This window comes from Rhodanobacter sp. BL-MT-08, assembly GCF_054161255.1.
Genome location: NZ_CP167872.1, coordinates 1,448,619 through 1,466,645, shown reverse-complemented (window position 1 = coordinate 1,466,645; position 18,027 = coordinate 1,448,619). Strand labels below are relative to the sequence as shown.

Sequence of the window (18,027 nt, the reverse complement as noted above, 5' to 3'; positions counted from 1 at the left end):
TTGAAAGGGACGAGAGACGAGTAGCGAGGGCGCGCGCTCGCTGCTCGGCCCTCGCTACTCGTCGCTGGATCAGCTCTTCTGCAAAGCAGCGATGCGCTCGTCCAGCGGCGGGTGGCTCATGAAAAGGCGCTTGAAGCCTTCGGCCAGCGGGCCGGAGATGCCGAACGCGGCGATGGTATTGGGCAGCGTGCTTTCGCCGTGGTTGACCTTGAGCCGCTGCAGGGCCGAGATCATCGCACTTCGGCCGGCGAACTGCGCACCGGCCTGATCGGCACGGAATTCGCGCCAGCGCGAGAAAGCGGCCACGATCATCGAGGCGAACAGGCCGAACACAATCTGCAGCACCATCACCACCACGAAATAGCCGATACCGCCGCCGCGGTTGTCGCGTCCGCCCGACAACCAGCTGTCGACCGCGCGACCGACGATGCGCGCGGCCAGAATCACCAGCGTGTTGAGCACGCCCTGGATCAGGGTCAGCGTGACCATGTCGCCGTTGGCGACGTGGCCGATCTCGTGGCCGAGCACGGCCTTGATCTGCTCGCGATCCATCTGCTGCAGCAGGCCGGAGCTCACCGCGACCAGCGCGTTGTTCTTGCTCATGCCGGTGGCAAACGCGTTCATCTCGGGCGCGTCGTAGATCGCCACCTCGGGCATGCCAATGCCGGCGCTCTGCGCGTGCTGGCGCACGGTGTCGAGCAGCCAGCGCTCGGTCTCGTTCTGCGGCTGCGCGATAACCCGCGCCCCGGTCGACCACTTGGCCATCCACTTGGAAATCGCCAGTGAGATGAAGGCGCCACCCATGCCGAATACCGCGGCAAACGCCAGCAATCCGCCCATGCCGCCATAGCCGCGGCTGGCGGCCATCTGGTCGATGCCAAACAGGTGGCAGACGATGCTAAGCAGTATCAGTACCGCGATATTGGTGAGCAGGAAAAGGGCGATGCGGCGCATGGTTCTCTCTCGGGCTCGATGGGTAAGGTCAGCCGGAAAACGGCTGTCAAAACAACTTCAACGCTTGCTCATGATTCGGGGCGCCGCGCTGCCGTTTCAAGGATCAGACCGCGCGGGAGCCCCGCTGGTTCAGCCCCGCTGCCCGCGTCGCATTCGCGGTTGACAGATGCGCAAAGCCTGCTTTTCGCCAGCTCTTCACCGCGGCGCAAGCAGTCTGTGGCGCTTGCACAGCATGCTTAAACCAGTTCGGGAGCTTTCCCATGCGCCATTTTAAAACAGCCAAGCTCACGGTCCAGTCGGCCGCCGCGGGATTCAGCGATGACGAGCTGCTGACCCGCGCCGCCGCGCTGGCGTTCTATTCGGCGCTGTCGTTCGCGCCGCTGCTGGTGCTGCTGATCTGGCTGGTGTCGATGCTGCACAGCGGCTGGGACGTGCGCCTGATCGATGCGCTCAACGGCATGGTCGGGCCGCGCGCGGCCGACGCGGTGAAGGGCATCATGGACAGCGCCAAGGCGCGGCCACAAACCGGCAATATCGCCGGCATCATCGGCCTGCTGGTGACGCTGTTCGGCGCGTCGGCCGTGTTTGCGCAGCTGCAGGGCACGCTGAACCGCGTGTGGCGGGTCAAGCCCAAGCCCGGCGCGGCCGTTGGCCAATGGGTACGGACGAGGGCGCACGCGCTCGCGTTGTTGGTCGGCATCGGGTTTCTGCTGGTGATCTCCTTTGTGCTCAGCGGCATCATCGAAGCGGTGGTGCCGGGCAACACGCTGGCGTGGCTGCTCATCGAGGATGCGATTTCCACCGTCGTATTCGTGATGGTATTCGGCGCGATGTACAAGGTGCTGCCCGACGCATTGATCGAGTGGAGCGACGCGCTGGGTGGCGGCCTGCTTACGGCCATTTTGTTCATTGTCGGCAAGTTCGGCATCGGCCTGTACATCAGCCACAGCAACGTGGGTGGCGCGTACGGGCCGGCCGGCGCCTTCGTGGTGCTGCTGACCTGGGTGTACTACTCGTCGATCATCGTGCTGATGGGCGCCGAGCTCACCCGCGGCCTGGCCGACGCGCGCGGCAAGCCCATTCGACCCAGCGCGCACGCGGTGGAAATCGAGGCGACGCCGGCGGAAAAGATCAGCACGCCATTGACCATTCCCACCACCCGTTCACCCTGAGCGTAGGCACCCAGTGCCGGAATCGAAGGGCCGGCGTTTGAAGTAGCTACAACCTGCCGGACTCACGCCCGCGCTGTGGCAATAGCGTTGATATCCGCCGCTTCCAATATCGGCTTAGATGCGCCATGGCGCGCGACGGCGAGCATCGCCTGCCCCATCACCTGCGTAGTCAAAATGGTGGACGGCATGAGCGCACGCAGCAGCGGCAGCAGAGGACGCGTCAGCGAATAAAAGATCTGGTACGACGAGGTCTTTGAACGCACGCCGCGCAGCGGCTGGATGATGCCTGGGCGGAACATGTAGGCCGCCTTGAACGGCAGTTTCAGCAGCGCGTTTTCGGTGCGCCCCTTGACCCGCGCCCACATGCTGCGACCTTTTTCCGTGCTGTCGGTGCCGGCACCGGAGACGTAGACAAACGTCATCTGCGGGTTGAGCCGCGCCAGCGTTGCTGCTGCTGCCAGCGTGATGTCGTAGGTGAGATGGGAATAGTCCGCCTCGGTCTTGCCTGCTGAGGTGACGCCGAGGCAGAAAAAGCACGCGTCGAATCCCTCGAGCTGCGATTCGATCGCGTTGTAGTCGAGCAGGTCCTTGTGCACCACATCGCGTAGTTTGGGATGCTGCTGATTGAGCGCCGTGCGGCCAACGCTTTGCAGCAGCGATACATCCGAAGCCTGCAGGCATTCGATAAGCACGCCCTGCCCGACCATGCCGGTGGCACCAAACAGCAGAATTCTCACGCGATGGCTCCTCACTTTTATGCGGACCGTTGCATCCTGCAGTATGCGACGAATCGGTGTTCTACTCGCGCATGCGCGGCCATCGTCGGAGGCGCTGCAACTACACTATGCCGATGACGCATCGCGGCCGCTTCGCTCCCTCGCCGACCGGACTCTTGCACTTCGGCTCGCTAGTGGCGGCCGTGGGCAGCTGGCTGTGCGCGCGGCACGCCGGTGGCCAGTGGCTGCTGCGGATGGAAGACATCGACCCGCCGCGCGAAGTGAGCGGCTCGTCGCAGTCCATTCTCGCCGCGCTGCCCGCGTTCGGCCTGATAGCCGACGAGCCGGTGCTGTTTCAGTCGCAGCGTACGGCCGCCTACGACAAAGCCTTTGAAAAACTTCGCGCCGCCGACCGCATATTTCCGTGCTGGTGCAGCCGCAGCGATCTGGCGGCCGCGGGCGGCATGCATCGCGATGGCCTGTGCATCGCCGCACCCGACGTCACGCGACCGCCCGCCTGGCGGCTGCGCGCGCCCGACAGCGACGTGCTGTTCGACGACGCGCTGCAGGGCCCGCAGCGTTACAACCTGCGCGAGAAAGCGGGCGACTTCGTGATTCGCCGGGTCGAGGGCATCTTCGCTTACCAGCTGGCCTGCGCGGTCGACGACGCCTTCCAGAGCATTACCGACGTGGTGCGTGGCAGCGACCTGCTCGACTCCACGCCCCGGCAGATCTGGCTGCAGCAGTGCCTTGGTTTGCCCACGCCCGCGTACTGGCATTTGCCGCTGGCGCTGGATGCCGATGGGCACAAGCTCTCCAAGTCGGAGCAGGCGCATCCGGTCGATCCATCGAACCCCATGCCGGCGCTGCGCAACGCGCTGGCGTTTCTGGATATTTCCGCCGCGCGTGCTGCAAACACACCTGCCCAACTGTTGAACGAGGCGCTCTCGGTATTCGATCCCGCAGCGTTGCCGCACTGCAGCTCCCGCTGCGCTGGCTGAATCGGTATAAACCTTCAATGCGGTTGTCGCGCTCGCATCGGCGGCGGTTAGTGTATAAATCCAGGTGGGCAAATGGCGTGCAGGCGACAACGCATTTAGCCATCCAATCAACGCAAACATCTTCAGCATCTATTAGTGGCCGACATCGGCTCTCAGGATTATTCATGACGCAACGTACGGCCTTCGTTACCGGCGGTACCGGTGGTATTGGCAGCGCGATTGTCCGGCATCTGGCCGGACAGGGTCACCGCGTATCGACCAATTACCGCAATGCCGAAAAGGCCGAGGCCTGGCACGCGTCGATGAAAAACGAAGGCATCGACGTCTGCATGGTGCCGGGCGACGTCTGCGACGCCGTGGCGTGCGAAGCGATGATCCGCGCCGTCGAGGAAAAGTGTGGCCCGGTCGAGATTCTGATCAACAACGCCGGCATCACCCGCGACACGACCTTCCACAAGATGGACTATGAGCAGTGGACGGCGGTGATCAACACCAACCTCAACGCCTGCTTCAACGTCACCCGCCCGGTCATCGAGGGCATGCGCCAGCGCAAGTGGGGGCGCATCGTGCAGATCAGCTCGATCAACGGCAAGAAAGGCCAGTACGGCCAGGCCAACTACGCGGCGGCCAAGGCCGGCATGCACGGTTTCACCATCTCGCTGGCTCAGGAAAACGCCCGCTTCGGCATCACGGTAAATACGGTGTCACCCGGCTATGTGGGCACCGATATGGTGATGGCCGTGCCGGAGGACGTGCGCGAAAAAATCATTGCGCAGATCCCGATGGGCCGGCTGGGACGGCCGGATGAAATCGCCCACGCCGTGGCGTTTTTTTGTGGCGAACAATCCAGCTGGATTACCGGCGCCAATCTGGCCATCAACGGCGGCCACCACATGGGCTGAGGCTCGGTCGGGACGAAGTCGCGTGATGGGACTTCATCGAAACACTCACTTCTTTTCGAGCAGCTTTTCCAGCACCTTGCCGACCGCGGCAAAGGCGAACGCGCCGGTGACATGCGTAGCCGCGCCCAGGCCGCCGCCGCAGGCCAGATTCAGCGGATCGCCGCCCGGCGGCCGATTGCCGGACACCGTGCCATCGGGCTGCGGATACTGCACGTTCTGCAGCGAATAGACGGCCGAAACGCCGAAGTAACGATCGGGGTTGCGCGGAAAGTTGAAGTCGGCGCGGAGCTTTTTTCGGATCAGGCTGAACATCGCGTCGTGCTCGGTACGCGACAGGTCGCGCACGCGAATCTGTGTCGAATCGGTGCGCCCACCGGCCGAGCCAACGCTAACGATCGGCAGCTTGCGACGACGGCACCAGGCGATGGTTTCGAGCTTGACCCGGAACGCGTCGCAGGCATCGAGCACCACGTCGTAGCCACGATCGAGCAGCTCGTCCAGCGTGGACGGCGTAAGGAAGCGCTCGATGCCGTCCAATTTGACGGCCGGATTGATCGCCTGCGCGCGCGTGGCGATCACGCCCACCTTGCTCTTGCCGTACTCGCCATCCAGCGCATGCAGCTGGCGATTGGTGTTGGAAACGCAGACCTCATCGGCATCGATCAGGGTCAGCTTGCCCACGCCGCTGCGTGCCAGCGCCTCGGCCGCCCACGAACCCACGCCGCCAATGCCGATCACGCAGACGTGCGCCTTAGAAAGCTCGGCCACTGTGCCCACGCCATATAAACGTTCGACGCCGGCAAAACGCTCGATGGGAAACGTTTCGGCGCTCATGCGGACCGGCGGCGGGATGGAAACGACATGGACGGCAAAAATCTCACTGGCGTGGCCTGATGTGTTGAATCGTGCGGCGTGGAATGGCCATTTTAGCGTGCGGCGTGGATGGAACGCGCCGCGGCGCGTTATTCTCACGGCCTTGCTCGACCGACGTGGAAGCGAAACGATGCGCGTAGCCTTGATGATTCTGCTTGGACTGGTGATCGGCATCATCGGAACCGCCAACGTGATGAGCACGCTGGCGGCACGCAACCCGATGCCCAAGGCCGTGATGGCGACCATGAACTACCACATGGACGCCTTGAGCCAGTCGCTGAAGACCAAACAGTGCGACGCCGCCGGCATCCGGCACCATCTGCAACGCGTGCAGTCGACGGGCACCGATATCGTGCCGACGTTCGGTATTCCCGATCAGCCGTTTACCGACGCGGCGAATCTGCTGCAGACGCGCGTTTCGCAGGCGCTGCAGTCATCGCCGGCCGACTGCCCCGCCCTGGCCGTGGCGGTGAAATCCGTCGGCGAAGCGTGCAAGAGCTGCCACGACAAATACCGCTGATCGCAGTCCCCGGCGTCAATGACGAGGCCGCTGGCGCTTAGAACTGCAGCTTGCCGCGCAGCATGTGGCCATACATCACCCAGTCGCCCTGCAGGCTGTACAGCGGGTGCTTGAACGTGGCGGGCTGGTTCTTCTGATACACGTAGTGGCCGATCCAGGCGAAACCGTAGCCGGCCAATGGCATCAGCCACAGCCAGCGCAGCTCTCCGGTGACCACCGCGAACACGGCAATGGCCACGACCAGGCTGCTGCCGATGAAATGCATGCGCCGGCACATCCGGTTGCTGTGCTCGCTGAGATAGAACGGATAGAACTCGCTGAAGCTGGCAAAGCGGGTCATGGCGAAACTCCACACGATCGATCGGCCACACAAGCATGAACTGGCCGCACGGCCCGGGCAACGAGCGCTGCAGCATGCGCTCGCGTAAGCAGCGCGACGGCCGAATAGGCCCCCATCAACTCGGCAGCGGAATGAACTCCTGTTCATCGCCCGGCACCGGCACGTAGCGCCCGGCGGCCCAGTCCGCCTTGGCCTGCTCGATGCGCTCGCGGCGGCTGGCGACGAAGTTCCACCAGAGGTGACGTTCGCCGTCCAGCGGCGCGCCGCCGAACAGCATCAGGCGGCTGTCCTCAGTCGCCAGTAGCGGCGGGGATGATGATCCCGCCTGCACCGCCATCTGCGTGGCCGTGAGATCGAGCTCGCCCCAGCGCACCTTGCCATCGACAACATAGATGCCGCGCTCGACATGCTCCGGCGGCAGCGCGAACTCGGTGCCGGCGGCCAGCTTCACCTCGAGCAGAAAAATCGGTGCGAACACCTTGACCGGCGAGCGTTCGCCGTAGGCATCGCCGGCGATCAGGATGGCCTCGACGCCCGGGCGAGTGATGCGCGGCAGCTGGTCGCGTTCGTGGTGGTGAAATTCGGGATCGACCTCGGCATCGGCCTGCGGCAGCGCCACCCAGATCTGGATGCCGTGCAGGGTCTGGCCGTCGCGCCGCTCGTCCGGCGGGGTGCGCTCGGAATGCACGATGCCCTTGCCGGCCGTCATCCAGTTCACTTCGCCCGGGCGGATATCGCTCAGGCTGCCCAGGCTGTCGCGATGGCGGATGGCGCCCTCGAACAGCCAGGTCACCGTGGCCAGCCCGATATGCGGATGCGGGCGCACGTCCATGCCCTTGCCCGCGGCAAAGCTGGCCGGCCCGATATGGTCGAAAAACACCAGCGGCCCGACGTGACGCGCCTGCTGCGCGGGCAGCAGGCGGCGCACGGCGAAACCGTCGCCGAGATCGTGTACGCGGCCTTCGATCAGCGTCGGCGCGATATGCATGCTTATCCTCTCCGGCTCGATGACAGTTACCAGGCTCGACCGTATTGCACCGGCGGGGTCAGCTTCACGCTGAGCTCCTTAGCCGCGCGGCGGGGGAAGTAGGGATCGCGCAGGCTTTCGCGCGCGGTGAGCACCACGTCGGCCTCGCCATTGGCGATGATCGCCTGGGCCTGCTGCGCATCGGTAATCAGGCCGACTGCGCCGGTGGCGATCTCCGCCTCGCGCCGGATACGCGCCGCGAACGGCACCTGATAGCCCGGGCCGAGCGGAATCTTGGGATGCGCCAGCGTGCCGCCGCTGGAGACGTCGATCAGATCCACGCCCAGCGGCTTGACTTGCTTGGCCAGCTGCACGCTCTCGTCGATATCCCAGCCGGTGCCGTGCTCGGCCCAGTCGGTGGCCGAGATGCGCAGCCACAGCGGCAGCTCGGCCGGCCACACGTCGCGCACCGCGGTGATCACTTCGCGCACGATGCGGCTGCGATTTTCGAAGCTGCCGCCGTAGTGATCTGTGCGCTGGTTGCTCAACGGCGACAGAAACTGATGCAGCAGATAACCATGCGCCGCGTGCAGCTCGATCAGCTGGAAACCGGCCGCCAGCGCGCGCTGCGCCGTGGCGCGAAAATCGGCGACCACCTGCCGGATACCCGCCTCGTCCAGCGCCTGCGGCGTGTGCCAGCCGGCGTCGAAGGGAATCGCCGACGGCGCGACCGTGGTCCATGGCTGTTGATCGGCAGCCAGCGAACCGCCACCCTCCCACGGCCGCTGCGCGCTGGCCTTGCGCCCGGCGTGCGCCAACTGCACGCCGGCGATCGCACCGCTGGCGCGGACGAACTGCACGATCGGCTTCCACGCCTCGACCTGGGTCTCGTTCCAGAGGCCGGCGTCACCGTGGGTGATGCGGCCCTGCGCCGATACAGCAGCCGCCTCGGTGATCACCAGCGCCGCGCCGCCCACCGCACGGCTGCCCAGGTGCACCAGATGCCAATGGTCAGGCAGGCCGTCGGTCGCCGAGTACTGGCACATCGGCGAAACCACCAAACGGTTAGGCAAGGTCAGGCTGCGCTGGGCGAAGGGGTCGAACAGATTCATGCGGTGCTCCGGGGGGAGATGATCTTGGGGAAAAAATTGGCGGGTCAGGCGATCAACATGCAGGCAGTTCTGCGCGGTATCAACCGGCGCGCTCGTGCGACGAACATCTCTCGTCCTTGCCGAGGTCTCGCATTGCCTGCGCGCTGAGGGAATCCATCCAGTCCGCCAAGCGTTGGACGATGGGCGCCGGCGCCTTCATCCAGCTGAAATGGTCGGCCGGCTGGCCGCCCAGATCGTCAGGCGCCAGAACACCGACGCGATGGGGCGACTGCGGCATCTTGCCCAGCAGCCACTCCAGCGAGGCCTTGGGCACCAGCCAGTCGTCGCGCAGACGTAGCGCGAAGATCGGTACCCGAACGGCTGCCAGGAGCTCATCCAGATTCTGCGACATGCCGGTGGCCGAGTAGCGCCCGCTGCGCCCGCTGCGCGCCCAGTCGGCGGTGAGCCCGCGTGCCTCGTTGCCGGCAAAGCCAATGCGCCGGCCTGGCAAGTAGCCGCGGAGATTCGCTGCCAGCGGCGCAAGCATGCAACCTATCTTGATCAGCAGGCTGCGTGGATAGGCACGCCAATACGGTGCGCCGCTTGCCACCAGGGCGATGCCCGCGTAGTCGCCCGGATGCAGCGCGGCATGCAGCGAAGCGACCTGGCCGCCCAGGCTGTGGCCACCGATCAGACGGGTCTTGCCCGGCCAGCGCTTCTGCAGAGCTGCCATGGCGGGCGGAAGGTCATCCAGCAACAGCTCGCGATAACCCCAGTTGCAGCGGCGGCTGGCCCGGCGATCGCTGGAGCCGATGCCCCGCCATTCGTGGACAGCGGTGGCAATGCCACGAGATGCCAGTGCCTCGGCCATCGGCAGGTAGTACCGTGCCGGCACGCCCATCGCCGGCAGCCAGTAAAGCAGTTGCCGCCACTCGCCGACTGGCTGCACGCAGAGCAGCTCGAAGCGGGCGCCGTCAGCGGCGGTAACCGGGATAACGATCGACTCATTCGATGACGAAGAGGGCGTTGGCGGCGGTAATGAGTCGTCTGAAAAATGATCAGTCATGTCGACAGGCTAGCGTGTGGCGCACGGGTCACAAAAGTCCTCGCAAATGATCGGCCAAAAAAAAGGTTCTTCGCGGAAGTCCGGGGAGCGGGGATAAAAAAGGAGCGGTAACTCCGGCAAGATGTTTGTGCGACCAAGCATCTGTAGAGAACCGCTCCCATGAAAGATATTACTGCCTTACTCCCGTTCTGGGAGGGGTTTGTTGTCGACGATATGGCACTGAGGGAGGGCCGGATGCATCTGCGGCTCAGTCCGGATGGCGGTCAGCCGTCGCGTTGTGGCGGCTGCTCGGCGGCCGGATTACCCGTTCACGAGTACGTCGAGCGTCGGATCCGCGACCTGCCGATGGTGGGCTACCCTGTCACCCTTGAGATCAGATTACGGCGGCTGTGTTGCCCCGATTGCGGTCGGCGATTGGAGGCGGTGAGCTGGCTGGATCGCCATGCCCGGATCACCCGACGGCTGACGCAGCACGTGGCCTATTGGTGCGCGAAGCTGCCGACGGTGCATGTCGCGCAGATGTTCGATCTGCACTGGAGCACGGTGCGTCGGCTCGATCGGCAACGCTTGGAAGCGATCCTGGCAGCCTTGCCGCCACCGGCGCCGCAGCGCTTGGTGATGGACGAGTTTGCCCTGCATAAAGGTCATCGGTATGCCAGCGTGGTGCTCGATGCCGACACGCGGCAGGTGCTATGGATCGGCGAAGGTCGCAGCAGGGCGGCCGTCAGGCTTTTCTTCGAGGCGTTGGGCGCCCAAGGCTGCGACCGCATTGAAGCGGTCGCGATGGATATGAATACGGCCTTCGACCTGGAAGTGCGCAAGCACTGTCGCCACGCCCGCATCGTCTACGACCTTTTTCACGTCATCGCCAAATACGGCCGCGAAGTCATCAGCCGAGTTCGCGTGGATACGGCGAACACGCTGCGTCACGACAAGCCTGCGCGGCGCGTCGTCAAACGCTCGCACTGGCTCTTGCTGCGCAATCCCGAGCACATCGGCACCGAAAGCCAGCAGCTCCAGCTCAAGGAAGTGCTCGAGGCCAACAGCGCCTTGATGACCGTCTACATCATGAAGGCGCAACTCAAAGAGCTATGGAATGCGCCGTCGGCATGGGCCTGGCGGCGGGCCTGGAAACAGTGGCATCGTCATGCCGCCCAGAGTGGCATTCCCGCCATGATCCACTTTGCCAAATGCTTGCATGGCTACTGGCGCGGGATCCTTGCTCGGGTTCGGTGGCCGATGCACACCGGTCAGCTCGAAGGCATCAACAATCGCATCAAGGTCATGAAGCGCATGGCCTACGGGTACCGAGACAGCGCGTACTTCTTCATGAAGATCCGCGCCGCCTTCCCCGGGAATGCGTGAAGAACCAAAAAAAAGCCGGCTTGCGCCGGCTTTTCCTGATGCTGTCACGTCGGTTCAAACCGGCGTTACGTCCTCAGCCTGCAGGCCCTTCTGGCCGTTGACCACGCTGAACGTGACTTTCTGGCCTTCCTGCAGGCTCTTGAAACCCGAGCCGCTGATGGCGCGAAAATGCACGAACACGTCAGGACCACTTTCCCGACTGATGAAGCCAAACCCCTTGGCATCATTGAACCACTTGACTGTACCTGTTTCACGATCCGACATGACTCACTCCGATCTATTGCTTGGCACTAAGACAAACCGGCCCCTGGGCCGACGGTTTACTGGCGTGCCTGGATCGGGTGTAGCGATGTGGATGAACTGAGATCCCCACCGGGCACGCACGCTGCCGAGCAAACACAGTCGCTAGAGCATACCTAACCCGTTTCAAGCTTGCGAGCAATTTGTCAAGGCATTTATTGCGGCATCGGACCCGAGTCCGCTGGCCGCGACAAAAGCCGGCGACCGGCCGGAGATCGGACTGATCCAACGTCGCGCCCGACGAGCGGCCTCGAAGCAGCCGGCCGGCCGCGGATTACCCAGGTTTTTCCATCTTTCTTTCGCGCGAACCGCCCTTGATGCGAATTTCAGGTTCTTTTTACCTGCAACCTTGTCTATTGTGTCGCTAGAGGCGCAACGTCGCCTGCCAACCATCGGCATGTCCGATCCGAAACGCTTTTGAGGAGAGCACTCTATGTCCGTCATGCCTCGCTTGACCCTGCTCGCTGTCTCTGTCGCCCTGGTCACGGTTGGCTGCGCGCATCAGCCGCCTGCCAGAACCACGACCGTGACGTCCACCCGAACCACGGCGACGCCAGTGTCCACGACGACCACGACGGTGCAACGCACGCCGCACCGGGCACCGGGCGGCAACACGTCGACCTCATCAGCGCCCGCCAATCTTCCCGACCGCACCGGCATTCCGGCCTGCGACGACTACCTCGCCAGCTATATGGCCTGCCATCGGGCGGCCAATATTTTCGCGCCGGGGCAACTGCAGTCGCGCTACAACGCGATGCGCACCAGCCTTCTGCGGGACTCGCAGGATCCGGATATCCGTCCACAGCTCGCCACGCGGTGCAACTCTCTCGCCAGCCAGTTGCGCGACGCCCTGCACGGCAAGTCATGCGACACCAACGCGGCGCCGGCCAGCACATCGCCCTGACCCGCATCCAAACCCCGACTCAGCGCGCTCTGAACTGCAGGGCGGCGCGCAGCGCGTCAACGCCTGAGTCTTCCTGAAGGCTGCTGATAGAAACATGCGGCGTTCCGTGCCAGCGTGCTGTTTTCGCCACCGCAACCGCCAGCTCTGGCCACCGCATCGATGCCGCCGTGACTCCTGGTTCCAGATAAAAAGCCTTGATGTCGAAGCGGCCCTCGGCGCGGTGGGCCTTGGCATCCAGTCGACCGATCAGCCTGCCCCGATGCAGGATCGGCAAGACAAAATAGCCGTATCGTCGCTTGGCCGCCGGCGTGTAGCACTCCAGCGCGTAGTCGAAATCGAACATGCCCCGCGCGCGCGTCCGGTCCCAGATGACGGGATCGAAGGGCGAAAGCAGAGCTGTGTGAGTGGCGCGCAAACGGCCGAGCATCGCTTTGCCAAGGGCGTCGGCGTGATCTGCGTGCACGTAGGCGGGCTGATCCCAGCCTTGCACGGTGATGCTCAGCAGGTTTCCGTTAGCCAGCAGCGGCGCCAGTTCTCCGGCGGTCACCGCTGGCTTCAAACGGTAGTAGTCGGCGATCCACGCGGCCTGCGTTACGCCCAGAACGCGCACGCTATCGAGAATGAAACGCTGCCGCAGCGCGGCTGCCGACAGCGCCTCGGCACTGATATCGAACGGCGGATCGAGTCGCGACAGCACGTTTTCTGCGACGTCGTAGACGCGCTGGAAGCCATCGCGCCGCGCAACCATCAGCTCGCCCAGCGCGAACCAAGCCTCGAGCCAGCGCTTTTCGGGTTTCCATGACCACCAGCCGGGCTTTCCGGCACCTTGGCTCAGTTCGGTCGCCGCGTAGTCGGCCGCCTTTACCGGGCCGGAGCGGCGAATGCCTTCCAGCAGCGAATCCATGCCCGCGCGCTGGTCCCGATATAGCGCGTCGGCGTTGCGATGAGCCCAGTGATGCGATCGCTGCAGGCGCGCACCCCGATGCAGCGCGAGATCCACGGACGGCACAAAGCATGCCTCATGCACCCAGCACTCTGCGAGCTGGCCGCCGGCGAGCGCCTCATCCAGCCAGCTCGCCGGGTAGCTTCCGAGCCGGGCATGAAGCACAAGATAAGGGCTGCGCGCGACCACGTTGATGGTATCGATCTGAAGCAGCCGCATCTGTTCGATGGTTGCGACCACATCAGCCCGTCGTGCCTTCCGCCGGCGCGTCTGGAGCAGACCTTGCGCGTGCAGGTGCAACAGGCGTGCCTGGGCGGCAGTCAGACCAGGATGGTCTATCAACGACACGGAAGCTTCACGGATTCGCGAACACGATGTTGGGGCCTCACAGCACAAGGTACTTTCGCAGTACGGCGACACATTTCGAGCGTGTGTCATTCAAGTTCTTCATTCTGGCACGGAGTATCCATCATGAAATTCTGCAAGCCATTGTTCGGCATTTTCACCGCCGGCGCGCTGCTGTTCGGCGGCGCGCTTTTCGCGCAGGACATGTCGTCCTCACCCACTGCGCCATCGACCACTTCATCATCGGCGATGCCCTCGCCCAACACGGCGGACATGCAGACACCCCGGGGCGAGGTGACAGTCAACAGTGCGCCCTCCCCTGCGCCCACCATTGGACCTGCGCCTTCGTTCGAGCAGTTGTCCGGCGGCGGAAAGAGCATTAGCGAAAGTCAGGCGGAAGCTTATCCGCCGCTGGCGAACGACTTCGTTCATGCCGACCGTAATCGGGATGGCAAGGTCAGCAAGGCCGAATACCTGCGCTGGTCGAAGCAGCTCTGACCCTACCTGCTGAAAAAAAGCCGGTCGCAGCATCTCGTCTGCGGCCGGCTTTTTTACGGCCTTTGTGAGAAACTTTCGGACGCGCAATCGGGGATGCGTGGCTTGGAAATCCGGCTCGATCCTCGCTCATCAGATTTTCCGGAGTTTTTCATGAAGCCTCTTTTCCTCGCAGCGCCGCTGGCACTGCTGGCCGGCGCACTCACCTCGGCGGCACACGCGCAGAACCCCAGCCCCACCGATATTCGCGCCTGCACCGGCATCGAAAGCGACGCGCAGCGTCTGGTCTGCTACGACCACGCCACCGGGCGTACCAATCTTCCGGCAGCGCAGAAGCGCGCGGACCAGCCCAGCAGCGGCGCGTCAACCAGCGTTTTCGGTCACGACAGATCCACCGCCGCGGTGCCCAGCGATGCCGATGCGGGCAAGCCCCTGTCGCTGCTGGACAGCCGCTGGGAGCTGTCGCAGGAAAGCAAACTCGGCACGTTCAACGTGCGCGGTTACAAGCCGGTTTACCTGATGCCGCTATTCGTCACCAGCAACCAGAACACGGAGCCCAAAAGCCCCAATCCGGTCAATACGGTGACCTCGCCGCAACCACTGCAGAACAGCGAGGCGAAGTTCCAGCTCAGCCTGAAAACCAAGGTCTGGCAGGGTGTGTTCGGCGAATACGGCGACCTTTGGGTCGGTTACACCCAGGACTCGCACTGGCAGGTTTACAACTCGCAGGCATCGCGCCCGTTCCGGGAGACCAATTACGAGCCCGAAGCGATGCTGGTCTTCAATACCAACTATTCGGTCTTCGGCTGGGATGGGCGCCTGCTCGGCATCGGCGTCGATCACCAGTCGAACGGCCGCTCCGATCCGCTCTCGCGCAGCTGGAACCGGGTGATGGCCGATATCGGCTTCGAACGCGATGGCTGGACGGTGATGGTTCGACCCTGGTGGCGCATCCCCGAGTCACGCACCAGCGACAATAATCCGGACATCAGCAACTACGTCGGCCGCGGCGACATGCAGATCATCCACGAGTGGAATGGCCAGGAGTTCGGCCTGATGCTGCGCAGCTCGCTCCGCGGCGGCAGTGAAGCCCACGGCGCCGCCCAGTTCACCTGGAGCTTTCCACTGGTCGGGAACATGCGCGGCTATATGGAGGCGTTCAAGGGTTACGGCGAAAGCCTGATCGACTACAACCACAATGCCACGTACATCGGCGCAGGCATCTCGTTGCTCGACTGGTACTGATTCAGCCATCGCCGAAAATTGCTCCTGCATTTCCGGCATACCGGCCATCCATGGCCATAAAAAAACCGGATGACGTTGGGTCATCCGGTTTTTGGCTGCTTGAAGGCTGGAAAACGAAGTCGCACCTGCCTTCTTGCGGTTATTTCAGTGGTGATGGCCACCGGCGCCGTGCACGTGGCCGTGCTCCAGCTCTTCCGCCGTGGCGGCGCGCACGTCCGTCACTTCGATGGCGAAATGCAGGGTCTGGCCTGCCAGCGGGTGATTGCCGTCGATATAGACCGTGTTGCCATCGACCTTGGTCACGGTGACGTTGATCTCGCCCTGCGGGCCACGGCCCTGGAACTGCATGCCCGGCTGGATGTCCTCCACGCCCTGGAATGCCTCGCGCGGCACCTCCTGGATCAACTCGTCGTGGTGCACGCCGTAGCCTTCTTCGGGCGATACGTCGGCATTGAACTTGTCACCCACCTGGCGGCCTTCCATCTGCTTCTCAAGACCAGGAACGATCTGCCCCGTACCGTGCAGATAGGTCAGCGGCTCGCGACCTTCGGAGCTGTCGACGACCTGACCCTGATCATCGGTAAGCGTGTAATGAAAGGCAGCTACGGCGTTGGGAGCAATTTGCATGAATGTCTCGCGAATAGGTGTGAGTCCGCCGGCCAGATGCCGGCACGAGGGTCAAAGGCTACCAGAACATGACGAAATAGCCGTGAGCACGATGCCGCAGGATTGGCGATACTGAAAGCATGACACTCGCACCAGACACGCGCCGACGGCGTTTCATGACCGGCTTGATGGCCTGCTCCTGCTGGCTCAACGTGGCCACCGCCGCAGCGGCTCCTCAGGCAATCTCGAACAACACCGCCGCACTGGCCGCGCAGATCGACAACCAGATCAGCCAGCCCCGCTTTGCCGCGGCCAGCTGGGGGATTTCAGTCGTTTCGCTGGACAGCGGCCGCACGCTTTACGTCCACCGGGCCGATCGGCTCATGCAGCCCGCTTCGACGGCCAAGCTTTTCACCGCGGCACTGGCACTGTCGACTCTGGGTGCCGGTTATCAGATACCGACCCGCCTGCTTGCCAGTGGAACGATCCGTGATGGACGTCTAAACGGCCCTCTCGTGCTCTACGGTACGGGCGACCCAACGCTGGGTACGCCCAGCAGCGCCGCCTGGGCCGCACAGCTGGCTGAACAGCTTTATCAGCGCGGCGTGCGGCAAGTCCGCGGCGACCTGATCGCCGACGACAGCTATTTCACCGGCCCAAGCTTTGGATCGGGCTGGGAGGCAGGCGATCTGCAAAGCTGGTTTGGCGTGCCGTCGTCCGCGCTCAGCGTGGGCGAAAATATCGTGGACATCACGCTTTCGCCGGGCTCCGCCGCCGGCCTGCCGGCAAGCCTCGGCTTTGATCCCGTCGACGCGAAGATGTCGCTGCTTGGCCACATAACCACAACGCTGTCGCGTACACCTGCCGACATCAATCTGTATCGCGCGCCGGGCGACGCCACGCTTTACGCCTTTGGCACGGTGCCGGCGAAATCGCCGCCGCAGCACTTCAAGCTGTCCCTGCCCGATCCGGCGCTGGTGGCCGGCGCGCAGCTGCGCAAGGCGCTGACCGATCGCGGCATTGTCATGACCGGTGAAGTGCATTCCCTGCACTGGCCACAGGACGATGCCGCTTTCGTGGCGCGTGCGGACACACTGGCCGAAATCCAGTCGCCGCCGCTGATGGACATATTGCAGCGGGGCCTGAAGCGCTCGCAGAATCTGTACCTGCAGAATCTTTTTCTCAGCGTTGGTGCGCATCGGCAGGCCACGGAGGCCGCCACGGGCATGGTGCCCTTTGCCAGCACTGAACAATGGTCGGTCAAGGCGCTGCACCAGCTGCTGGCCGATATAGGCATGTCGCCGTCAACGGCGCTGATCGACGAAGGCACCGGACTGTCGCGCCGCGACCTGGTGACGCCCGCCGCCATGGTGCGGCTGCTCACCTACCTGTCGGCGCAGCCGTATGCCGCGCAACTGCGTGACGCGCTGCCGATCGCCGGCATTGATGGCACGCTTGCTGGCCAGCTGCGTAAAACGGCCGCGGAAAACAATGTTCATGCCAAGACCGGCAGCATGACCTACGTGCACTGTCTGGTCGGTTACGTTACCAGCGCGGCCGGCGAGCGGCTGGCGTTTGCCATCATGCTGAACAACTACGAGCCGGCGGCAGACGGCCCCAGCGCCGGCGCCGATGTCAACGCCGTCGCCCTCATGCTCGCCGATTTTCACGGGCGCAGCTGATACCGACCTGCGCCGCACGCTTACGACGCAGGCATCAGCCGCCGAGTCGTGCGAGCGTATCCTTGCCGATCTTCTCCGGCGTGTCGGTGGGCGCGTAGCGCTTGACGACTTGCCCGTTTTCATCGACCAGGAACTTGGTGAAGTTCCACTTGACCGATTCACTGCCGAGAATGCCCTTGCCTTCGCTTTTCAGCCACTGATACAGCGGATCGGCATGGTCGCCATTGACTTCGATCTTGGCGAACATGGGGAAAGTGACGTCGTAACGGGTGCTGCAGAACGTCTTGATCTCCTCCTCGTTGCCCGGCTCCTGATGGCCGAACTGGTCGCACGGAAAACCCAGCACCACCAGCCCCTTGTCGCGCTGATCCTGCCAGAGGTTTTCCAGGCCCTTGTACTGCGGAGTGAAACCGCACTTGGAGGCCACGTTGACGATCAGCAGCGTTTTACCGCGAAACTCGCCGAGCGAGCGCTCGTGGCCATCGATATCGCGGACGGTGAAATCGTAGATGCTGGACATAGGGCGAGCTCCTGCTGTGG

Annotated in this window: 20 protein-coding genes; 9 read left to right on the top strand and 11 right to left on the bottom strand. The window is 63.7% G+C overall.

The window, feature by feature from the left end:
- Nucleotides 1-69: 69 nt before the first annotated feature.
- Nucleotides 70-954, bottom strand: coding sequence for a protease HtpX (htpX, locus tag ACDK93_RS06255; protein WP_458071746.1), 885 nt, complete (start codon nucleotides 952-954; stop codon nucleotides 70-72).
- A gap of 260 nt (nucleotides 955-1,214) precedes the next feature.
- Between htpX and ACDK93_RS06250 the strand changes: the two genes are divergently transcribed.
- The gene (locus ACDK93_RS06250) at nucleotides 1,215-2,126 is read left to right on the top strand and encodes a YihY/virulence factor BrkB family protein (protein WP_458071745.1); all 912 of its coding nucleotides are present in this window, start codon (nucleotides 1,215-1,217) and stop codon (nucleotides 2,124-2,126) included.
- A gap of 62 nt (nucleotides 2,127-2,188) precedes the next feature.
- On the opposite strand, the gene ACDK93_RS06245 is transcribed toward ACDK93_RS06250, so the two are convergent.
- Complete coding sequence (locus ACDK93_RS06245; protein ID WP_458071744.1) at nucleotides 2,189-2,863, bottom strand: NAD(P)H-binding protein; 675 nt, start codon at nucleotides 2,861-2,863, stop codon at nucleotides 2,189-2,191.
- 113 nt (nucleotides 2,864-2,976) lie between these two features.
- Between ACDK93_RS06245 and gluQRS the strand changes: the two genes are divergently transcribed.
- Both gluQRS and phbB read left to right on the top strand, forming a co-directional pair.
- Nucleotides 2,977-3,843, top strand: a complete 867-nt coding sequence (gene gluQRS / locus ACDK93_RS06240) for a tRNA glutamyl-Q(34) synthetase GluQRS (RefSeq protein WP_458072363.1) — start codon at nucleotides 2,977-2,979, stop codon at nucleotides 3,841-3,843.
- 164 nt (nucleotides 3,844-4,007) lie between these two features.
- Nucleotides 4,008-4,745, top strand: coding sequence for an acetoacetyl-CoA reductase (phbB, locus tag ACDK93_RS06235; RefSeq protein WP_458071743.1), 738 nt, complete (start codon nucleotides 4,008-4,010; stop codon nucleotides 4,743-4,745).
- 45 nt (nucleotides 4,746-4,790) lie between these two features.
- Here phbB and ACDK93_RS06230 read toward each other — a convergent pair whose 3' ends face one another.
- Nucleotides 4,791-5,579 (bottom strand): tRNA threonylcarbamoyladenosine dehydratase, encoded by a 789-nt coding sequence (locus ACDK93_RS06230; RefSeq protein ID WP_458071742.1) that lies wholly within the window; start codon nucleotides 5,577-5,579, stop codon nucleotides 4,791-4,793.
- Nucleotides 5,580-5,748: 169 nt separating this feature from the next.
- Here ACDK93_RS06230 and ACDK93_RS06225 point away from each other — a divergent pair, with 169 nt between their 5' ends.
- Nucleotides 5,749-6,138 carry a cytochrome c gene (locus ACDK93_RS06225; RefSeq protein WP_458071741.1) on the top strand — a complete coding sequence of 130 codons (390 nt, stop codon included), beginning with the start codon at nucleotides 5,749-5,751 and terminating at the stop codon, nucleotides 6,136-6,138.
- 37 nt (nucleotides 6,139-6,175) lie between these two features.
- On the opposite strand, the gene ACDK93_RS06220 is transcribed toward ACDK93_RS06225, so the two are convergent.
- The 4 genes from ACDK93_RS06220 to ACDK93_RS06205 all read right to left on the bottom strand — a co-directional run bounded on the left by ACDK93_RS06220 (nucleotide 6,176) and on the right by ACDK93_RS06205 (nucleotide 9,602).
- The gene (locus ACDK93_RS06220) at nucleotides 6,176-6,478 is read right to left on the bottom strand and encodes an Mpo1-like protein (protein WP_458071740.1); all 303 of its coding nucleotides are present in this window, start codon (nucleotides 6,476-6,478) and stop codon (nucleotides 6,176-6,178) included.
- A gap of 115 nt (nucleotides 6,479-6,593) precedes the next feature.
- Entirely contained in the window at nucleotides 6,594-7,466 is an 873-nt protein-coding gene (locus ACDK93_RS06215) for a pirin family protein (RefSeq protein ID WP_458071739.1), read from the bottom strand.
- A 26-nt stretch (nucleotides 7,467-7,492) separates the two neighbouring features.
- On the bottom strand, nucleotides 7,493-8,557 hold the full coding sequence (locus ACDK93_RS06210) for an NADH:flavin oxidoreductase/NADH oxidase (protein WP_458071738.1): 1,065 nt from the start codon (nucleotides 8,555-8,557) through the stop codon (nucleotides 7,493-7,495).
- Between the two features lie 79 nt (nucleotides 8,558-8,636).
- Nucleotides 8,637-9,602 (bottom strand): alpha/beta hydrolase family protein, encoded by a 966-nt coding sequence (locus tag ACDK93_RS06205; protein WP_458071737.1) that lies wholly within the window; start codon nucleotides 9,600-9,602, stop codon nucleotides 8,637-8,639.
- Between the two features lie 159 nt (nucleotides 9,603-9,761).
- On the opposite strand from ACDK93_RS06205, the gene ACDK93_RS06200 reads away from it, so the two are divergent.
- The gene (locus ACDK93_RS06200) at nucleotides 9,762-10,967 is read left to right on the top strand and encodes an ISL3 family transposase (protein WP_458071736.1); all 1,206 of its coding nucleotides are present in this window, start codon (nucleotides 9,762-9,764) and stop codon (nucleotides 10,965-10,967) included.
- Between the two features lie 54 nt (nucleotides 10,968-11,021).
- Here the strand turns inward: ACDK93_RS06200 and ACDK93_RS06195 are convergent, their stop codons facing one another.
- Nucleotides 11,022-11,231, bottom strand: coding sequence for a cold-shock protein (locus ACDK93_RS06195; protein ID WP_458071735.1), 210 nt, complete (start codon nucleotides 11,229-11,231; stop codon nucleotides 11,022-11,024).
- 469 nt (nucleotides 11,232-11,700) lie between these two features.
- On the opposite strand from ACDK93_RS06195, the gene ACDK93_RS06190 reads away from it, so the two are divergent.
- Nucleotides 11,701-12,171: a hypothetical protein gene (locus ACDK93_RS06190; protein WP_458071734.1), complete on the top strand. Its 471-nt coding sequence runs from the start codon at nucleotides 11,701-11,703 to the stop codon at nucleotides 12,169-12,171.
- A gap of 19 nt (nucleotides 12,172-12,190) precedes the next feature.
- Here the strand turns inward: ACDK93_RS06190 and ACDK93_RS06185 are convergent, their stop codons facing one another.
- Nucleotides 12,191-13,303, bottom strand: a complete 1,113-nt coding sequence (locus ACDK93_RS06185) for a winged helix-turn-helix domain-containing protein (protein WP_458071733.1) — start codon at nucleotides 13,301-13,303, stop codon at nucleotides 12,191-12,193.
- Here ACDK93_RS06185 and ACDK93_RS06180 point away from each other — a divergent pair.
- Together ACDK93_RS06180 and ACDK93_RS06175 are read left to right on the top strand one after the other, a co-directional pair.
- A complete protein-coding gene (locus tag ACDK93_RS06180) occupies nucleotides 13,193-13,957 on the top strand; it encodes a hypothetical protein (RefSeq protein WP_458072542.1) in 765 nt (254 codons plus the stop codon). The two genes, ACDK93_RS06185 and ACDK93_RS06180, sit on opposite strands and share 111 nt — an antisense overlap.
- A gap of 150 nt (nucleotides 13,958-14,107) precedes the next feature.
- Entirely contained in the window at nucleotides 14,108-15,199 is a 1,092-nt protein-coding gene (locus ACDK93_RS06175; protein ID WP_458071732.1) for a phospholipase A, read from the top strand.
- Between the two features lie 144 nt (nucleotides 15,200-15,343).
- Here the strand turns inward: ACDK93_RS06175 and ACDK93_RS06170 are convergent, their stop codons facing one another.
- Nucleotides 15,344-15,826, bottom strand: a complete 483-nt coding sequence (locus ACDK93_RS06170) for an FKBP-type peptidyl-prolyl cis-trans isomerase (RefSeq protein ID WP_458071731.1) — start codon at nucleotides 15,824-15,826, stop codon at nucleotides 15,344-15,346.
- Nucleotides 15,827-15,945: 119 nt separating this feature from the next.
- Here ACDK93_RS06170 and dacB point away from each other — a divergent pair, with 119 nt between their 5' ends.
- Nucleotides 15,946-17,487: a D-alanyl-D-alanine carboxypeptidase/D-alanyl-D-alanine endopeptidase gene (gene dacB / locus ACDK93_RS06165; RefSeq protein ID WP_458071730.1), complete on the top strand. Its 1,542-nt coding sequence runs from the start codon at nucleotides 15,946-15,948 to the stop codon at nucleotides 17,485-17,487.
- Nucleotides 17,488-17,521: 34 nt separating this feature from the next.
- Here dacB and ACDK93_RS06160 read toward each other — a convergent pair whose 3' ends face one another.
- The gene (locus tag ACDK93_RS06160) at nucleotides 17,522-18,007 is read right to left on the bottom strand and encodes a glutathione peroxidase (RefSeq protein WP_458071729.1); all 486 of its coding nucleotides are present in this window, start codon (nucleotides 18,005-18,007) and stop codon (nucleotides 17,522-17,524) included.
- Nucleotides 18,008-18,027: the final 20 nt, after the last annotated feature.

What these genes read in the sequence shown, in the direction of transcription:
- htpX (WP_458071746.1), bottom strand. Translation starts at nt 954, where the DNA reads ATGCGCCGCATCGCCCTTTTCCTGCTCACCAATATCGCGGTACTGATA.
- ACDK93_RS06250 (WP_458071745.1), top strand. Translation starts at nt 1,215, where the DNA reads ATGCGCCATTTTAAAACAGCCAAGCTCACGGTCCAGTCGGCCGCCGCG.
- gluQRS (WP_458072363.1), top strand. Translation starts at nt 2,977, where the DNA reads ATGACGCATCGCGGCCGCTTCGCTCCCTCGCCGACCGGACTCTTGCAC.
- phbB (WP_458071743.1), top strand. Translation starts at nt 4,008, where the DNA reads ATGACGCAACGTACGGCCTTCGTTACCGGCGGTACCGGTGGTATTGGC.
- ACDK93_RS06230 (WP_458071742.1), bottom strand. Translation starts at nt 5,579, where the DNA reads ATGAGCGCCGAAACGTTTCCCATCGAGCGTTTTGCCGGCGTCGAACGT.
- ACDK93_RS06225 (WP_458071741.1), top strand. Translation starts at nt 5,749, where the DNA reads ATGCGCGTAGCCTTGATGATTCTGCTTGGACTGGTGATCGGCATCATC.
- ACDK93_RS06220 (WP_458071740.1), bottom strand. Translation starts at nt 6,478, where the DNA reads ATGACCCGCTTTGCCAGCTTCAGCGAGTTCTATCCGTTCTATCTCAGC.
- ACDK93_RS06215 (WP_458071739.1), bottom strand. Translation starts at nt 7,466, where the DNA reads ATGCATATCGCGCCGACGCTGATCGAAGGCCGCGTACACGATCTCGGC.
- ACDK93_RS06210 (WP_458071738.1), bottom strand. Translation starts at nt 8,557, where the DNA reads ATGAATCTGTTCGACCCCTTCGCCCAGCGCAGCCTGACCTTGCCTAAC.
- ACDK93_RS06205 (WP_458071737.1), bottom strand. Translation starts at nt 9,602, where the DNA reads ATGACTGATCATTTTTCAGACGACTCATTACCGCCGCCAACGCCCTCT.
- ACDK93_RS06200 (WP_458071736.1), top strand. Translation starts at nt 9,762, where the DNA reads ATGAAAGATATTACTGCCTTACTCCCGTTCTGGGAGGGGTTTGTTGTC.
- ACDK93_RS06195 (WP_458071735.1), bottom strand. Translation starts at nt 11,231, where the DNA reads ATGTCGGATCGTGAAACAGGTACAGTCAAGTGGTTCAATGATGCCAAG.
- ACDK93_RS06190 (WP_458071734.1), top strand. Translation starts at nt 11,701, where the DNA reads ATGTCCGTCATGCCTCGCTTGACCCTGCTCGCTGTCTCTGTCGCCCTG.
- ACDK93_RS06180 (WP_458072542.1), top strand. Translation starts at nt 13,193, where the DNA reads ATGCACCCAGCACTCTGCGAGCTGGCCGCCGGCGAGCGCCTCATCCAG.
- ACDK93_RS06175 (WP_458071732.1), top strand. Translation starts at nt 14,108, where the DNA reads ATGAAGCCTCTTTTCCTCGCAGCGCCGCTGGCACTGCTGGCCGGCGCA.
- ACDK93_RS06170 (WP_458071731.1), bottom strand. Translation starts at nt 15,826, where the DNA reads ATGCAAATTGCTCCCAACGCCGTAGCTGCCTTTCATTACACGCTTACC.
- dacB (WP_458071730.1), top strand. Translation starts at nt 15,946, where the DNA reads ATGACACTCGCACCAGACACGCGCCGACGGCGTTTCATGACCGGCTTG.
- ACDK93_RS06160 (WP_458071729.1), bottom strand. Translation starts at nt 18,007, where the DNA reads ATGTCCAGCATCTACGATTTCACCGTCCGCGATATCGATGGCCACGAG.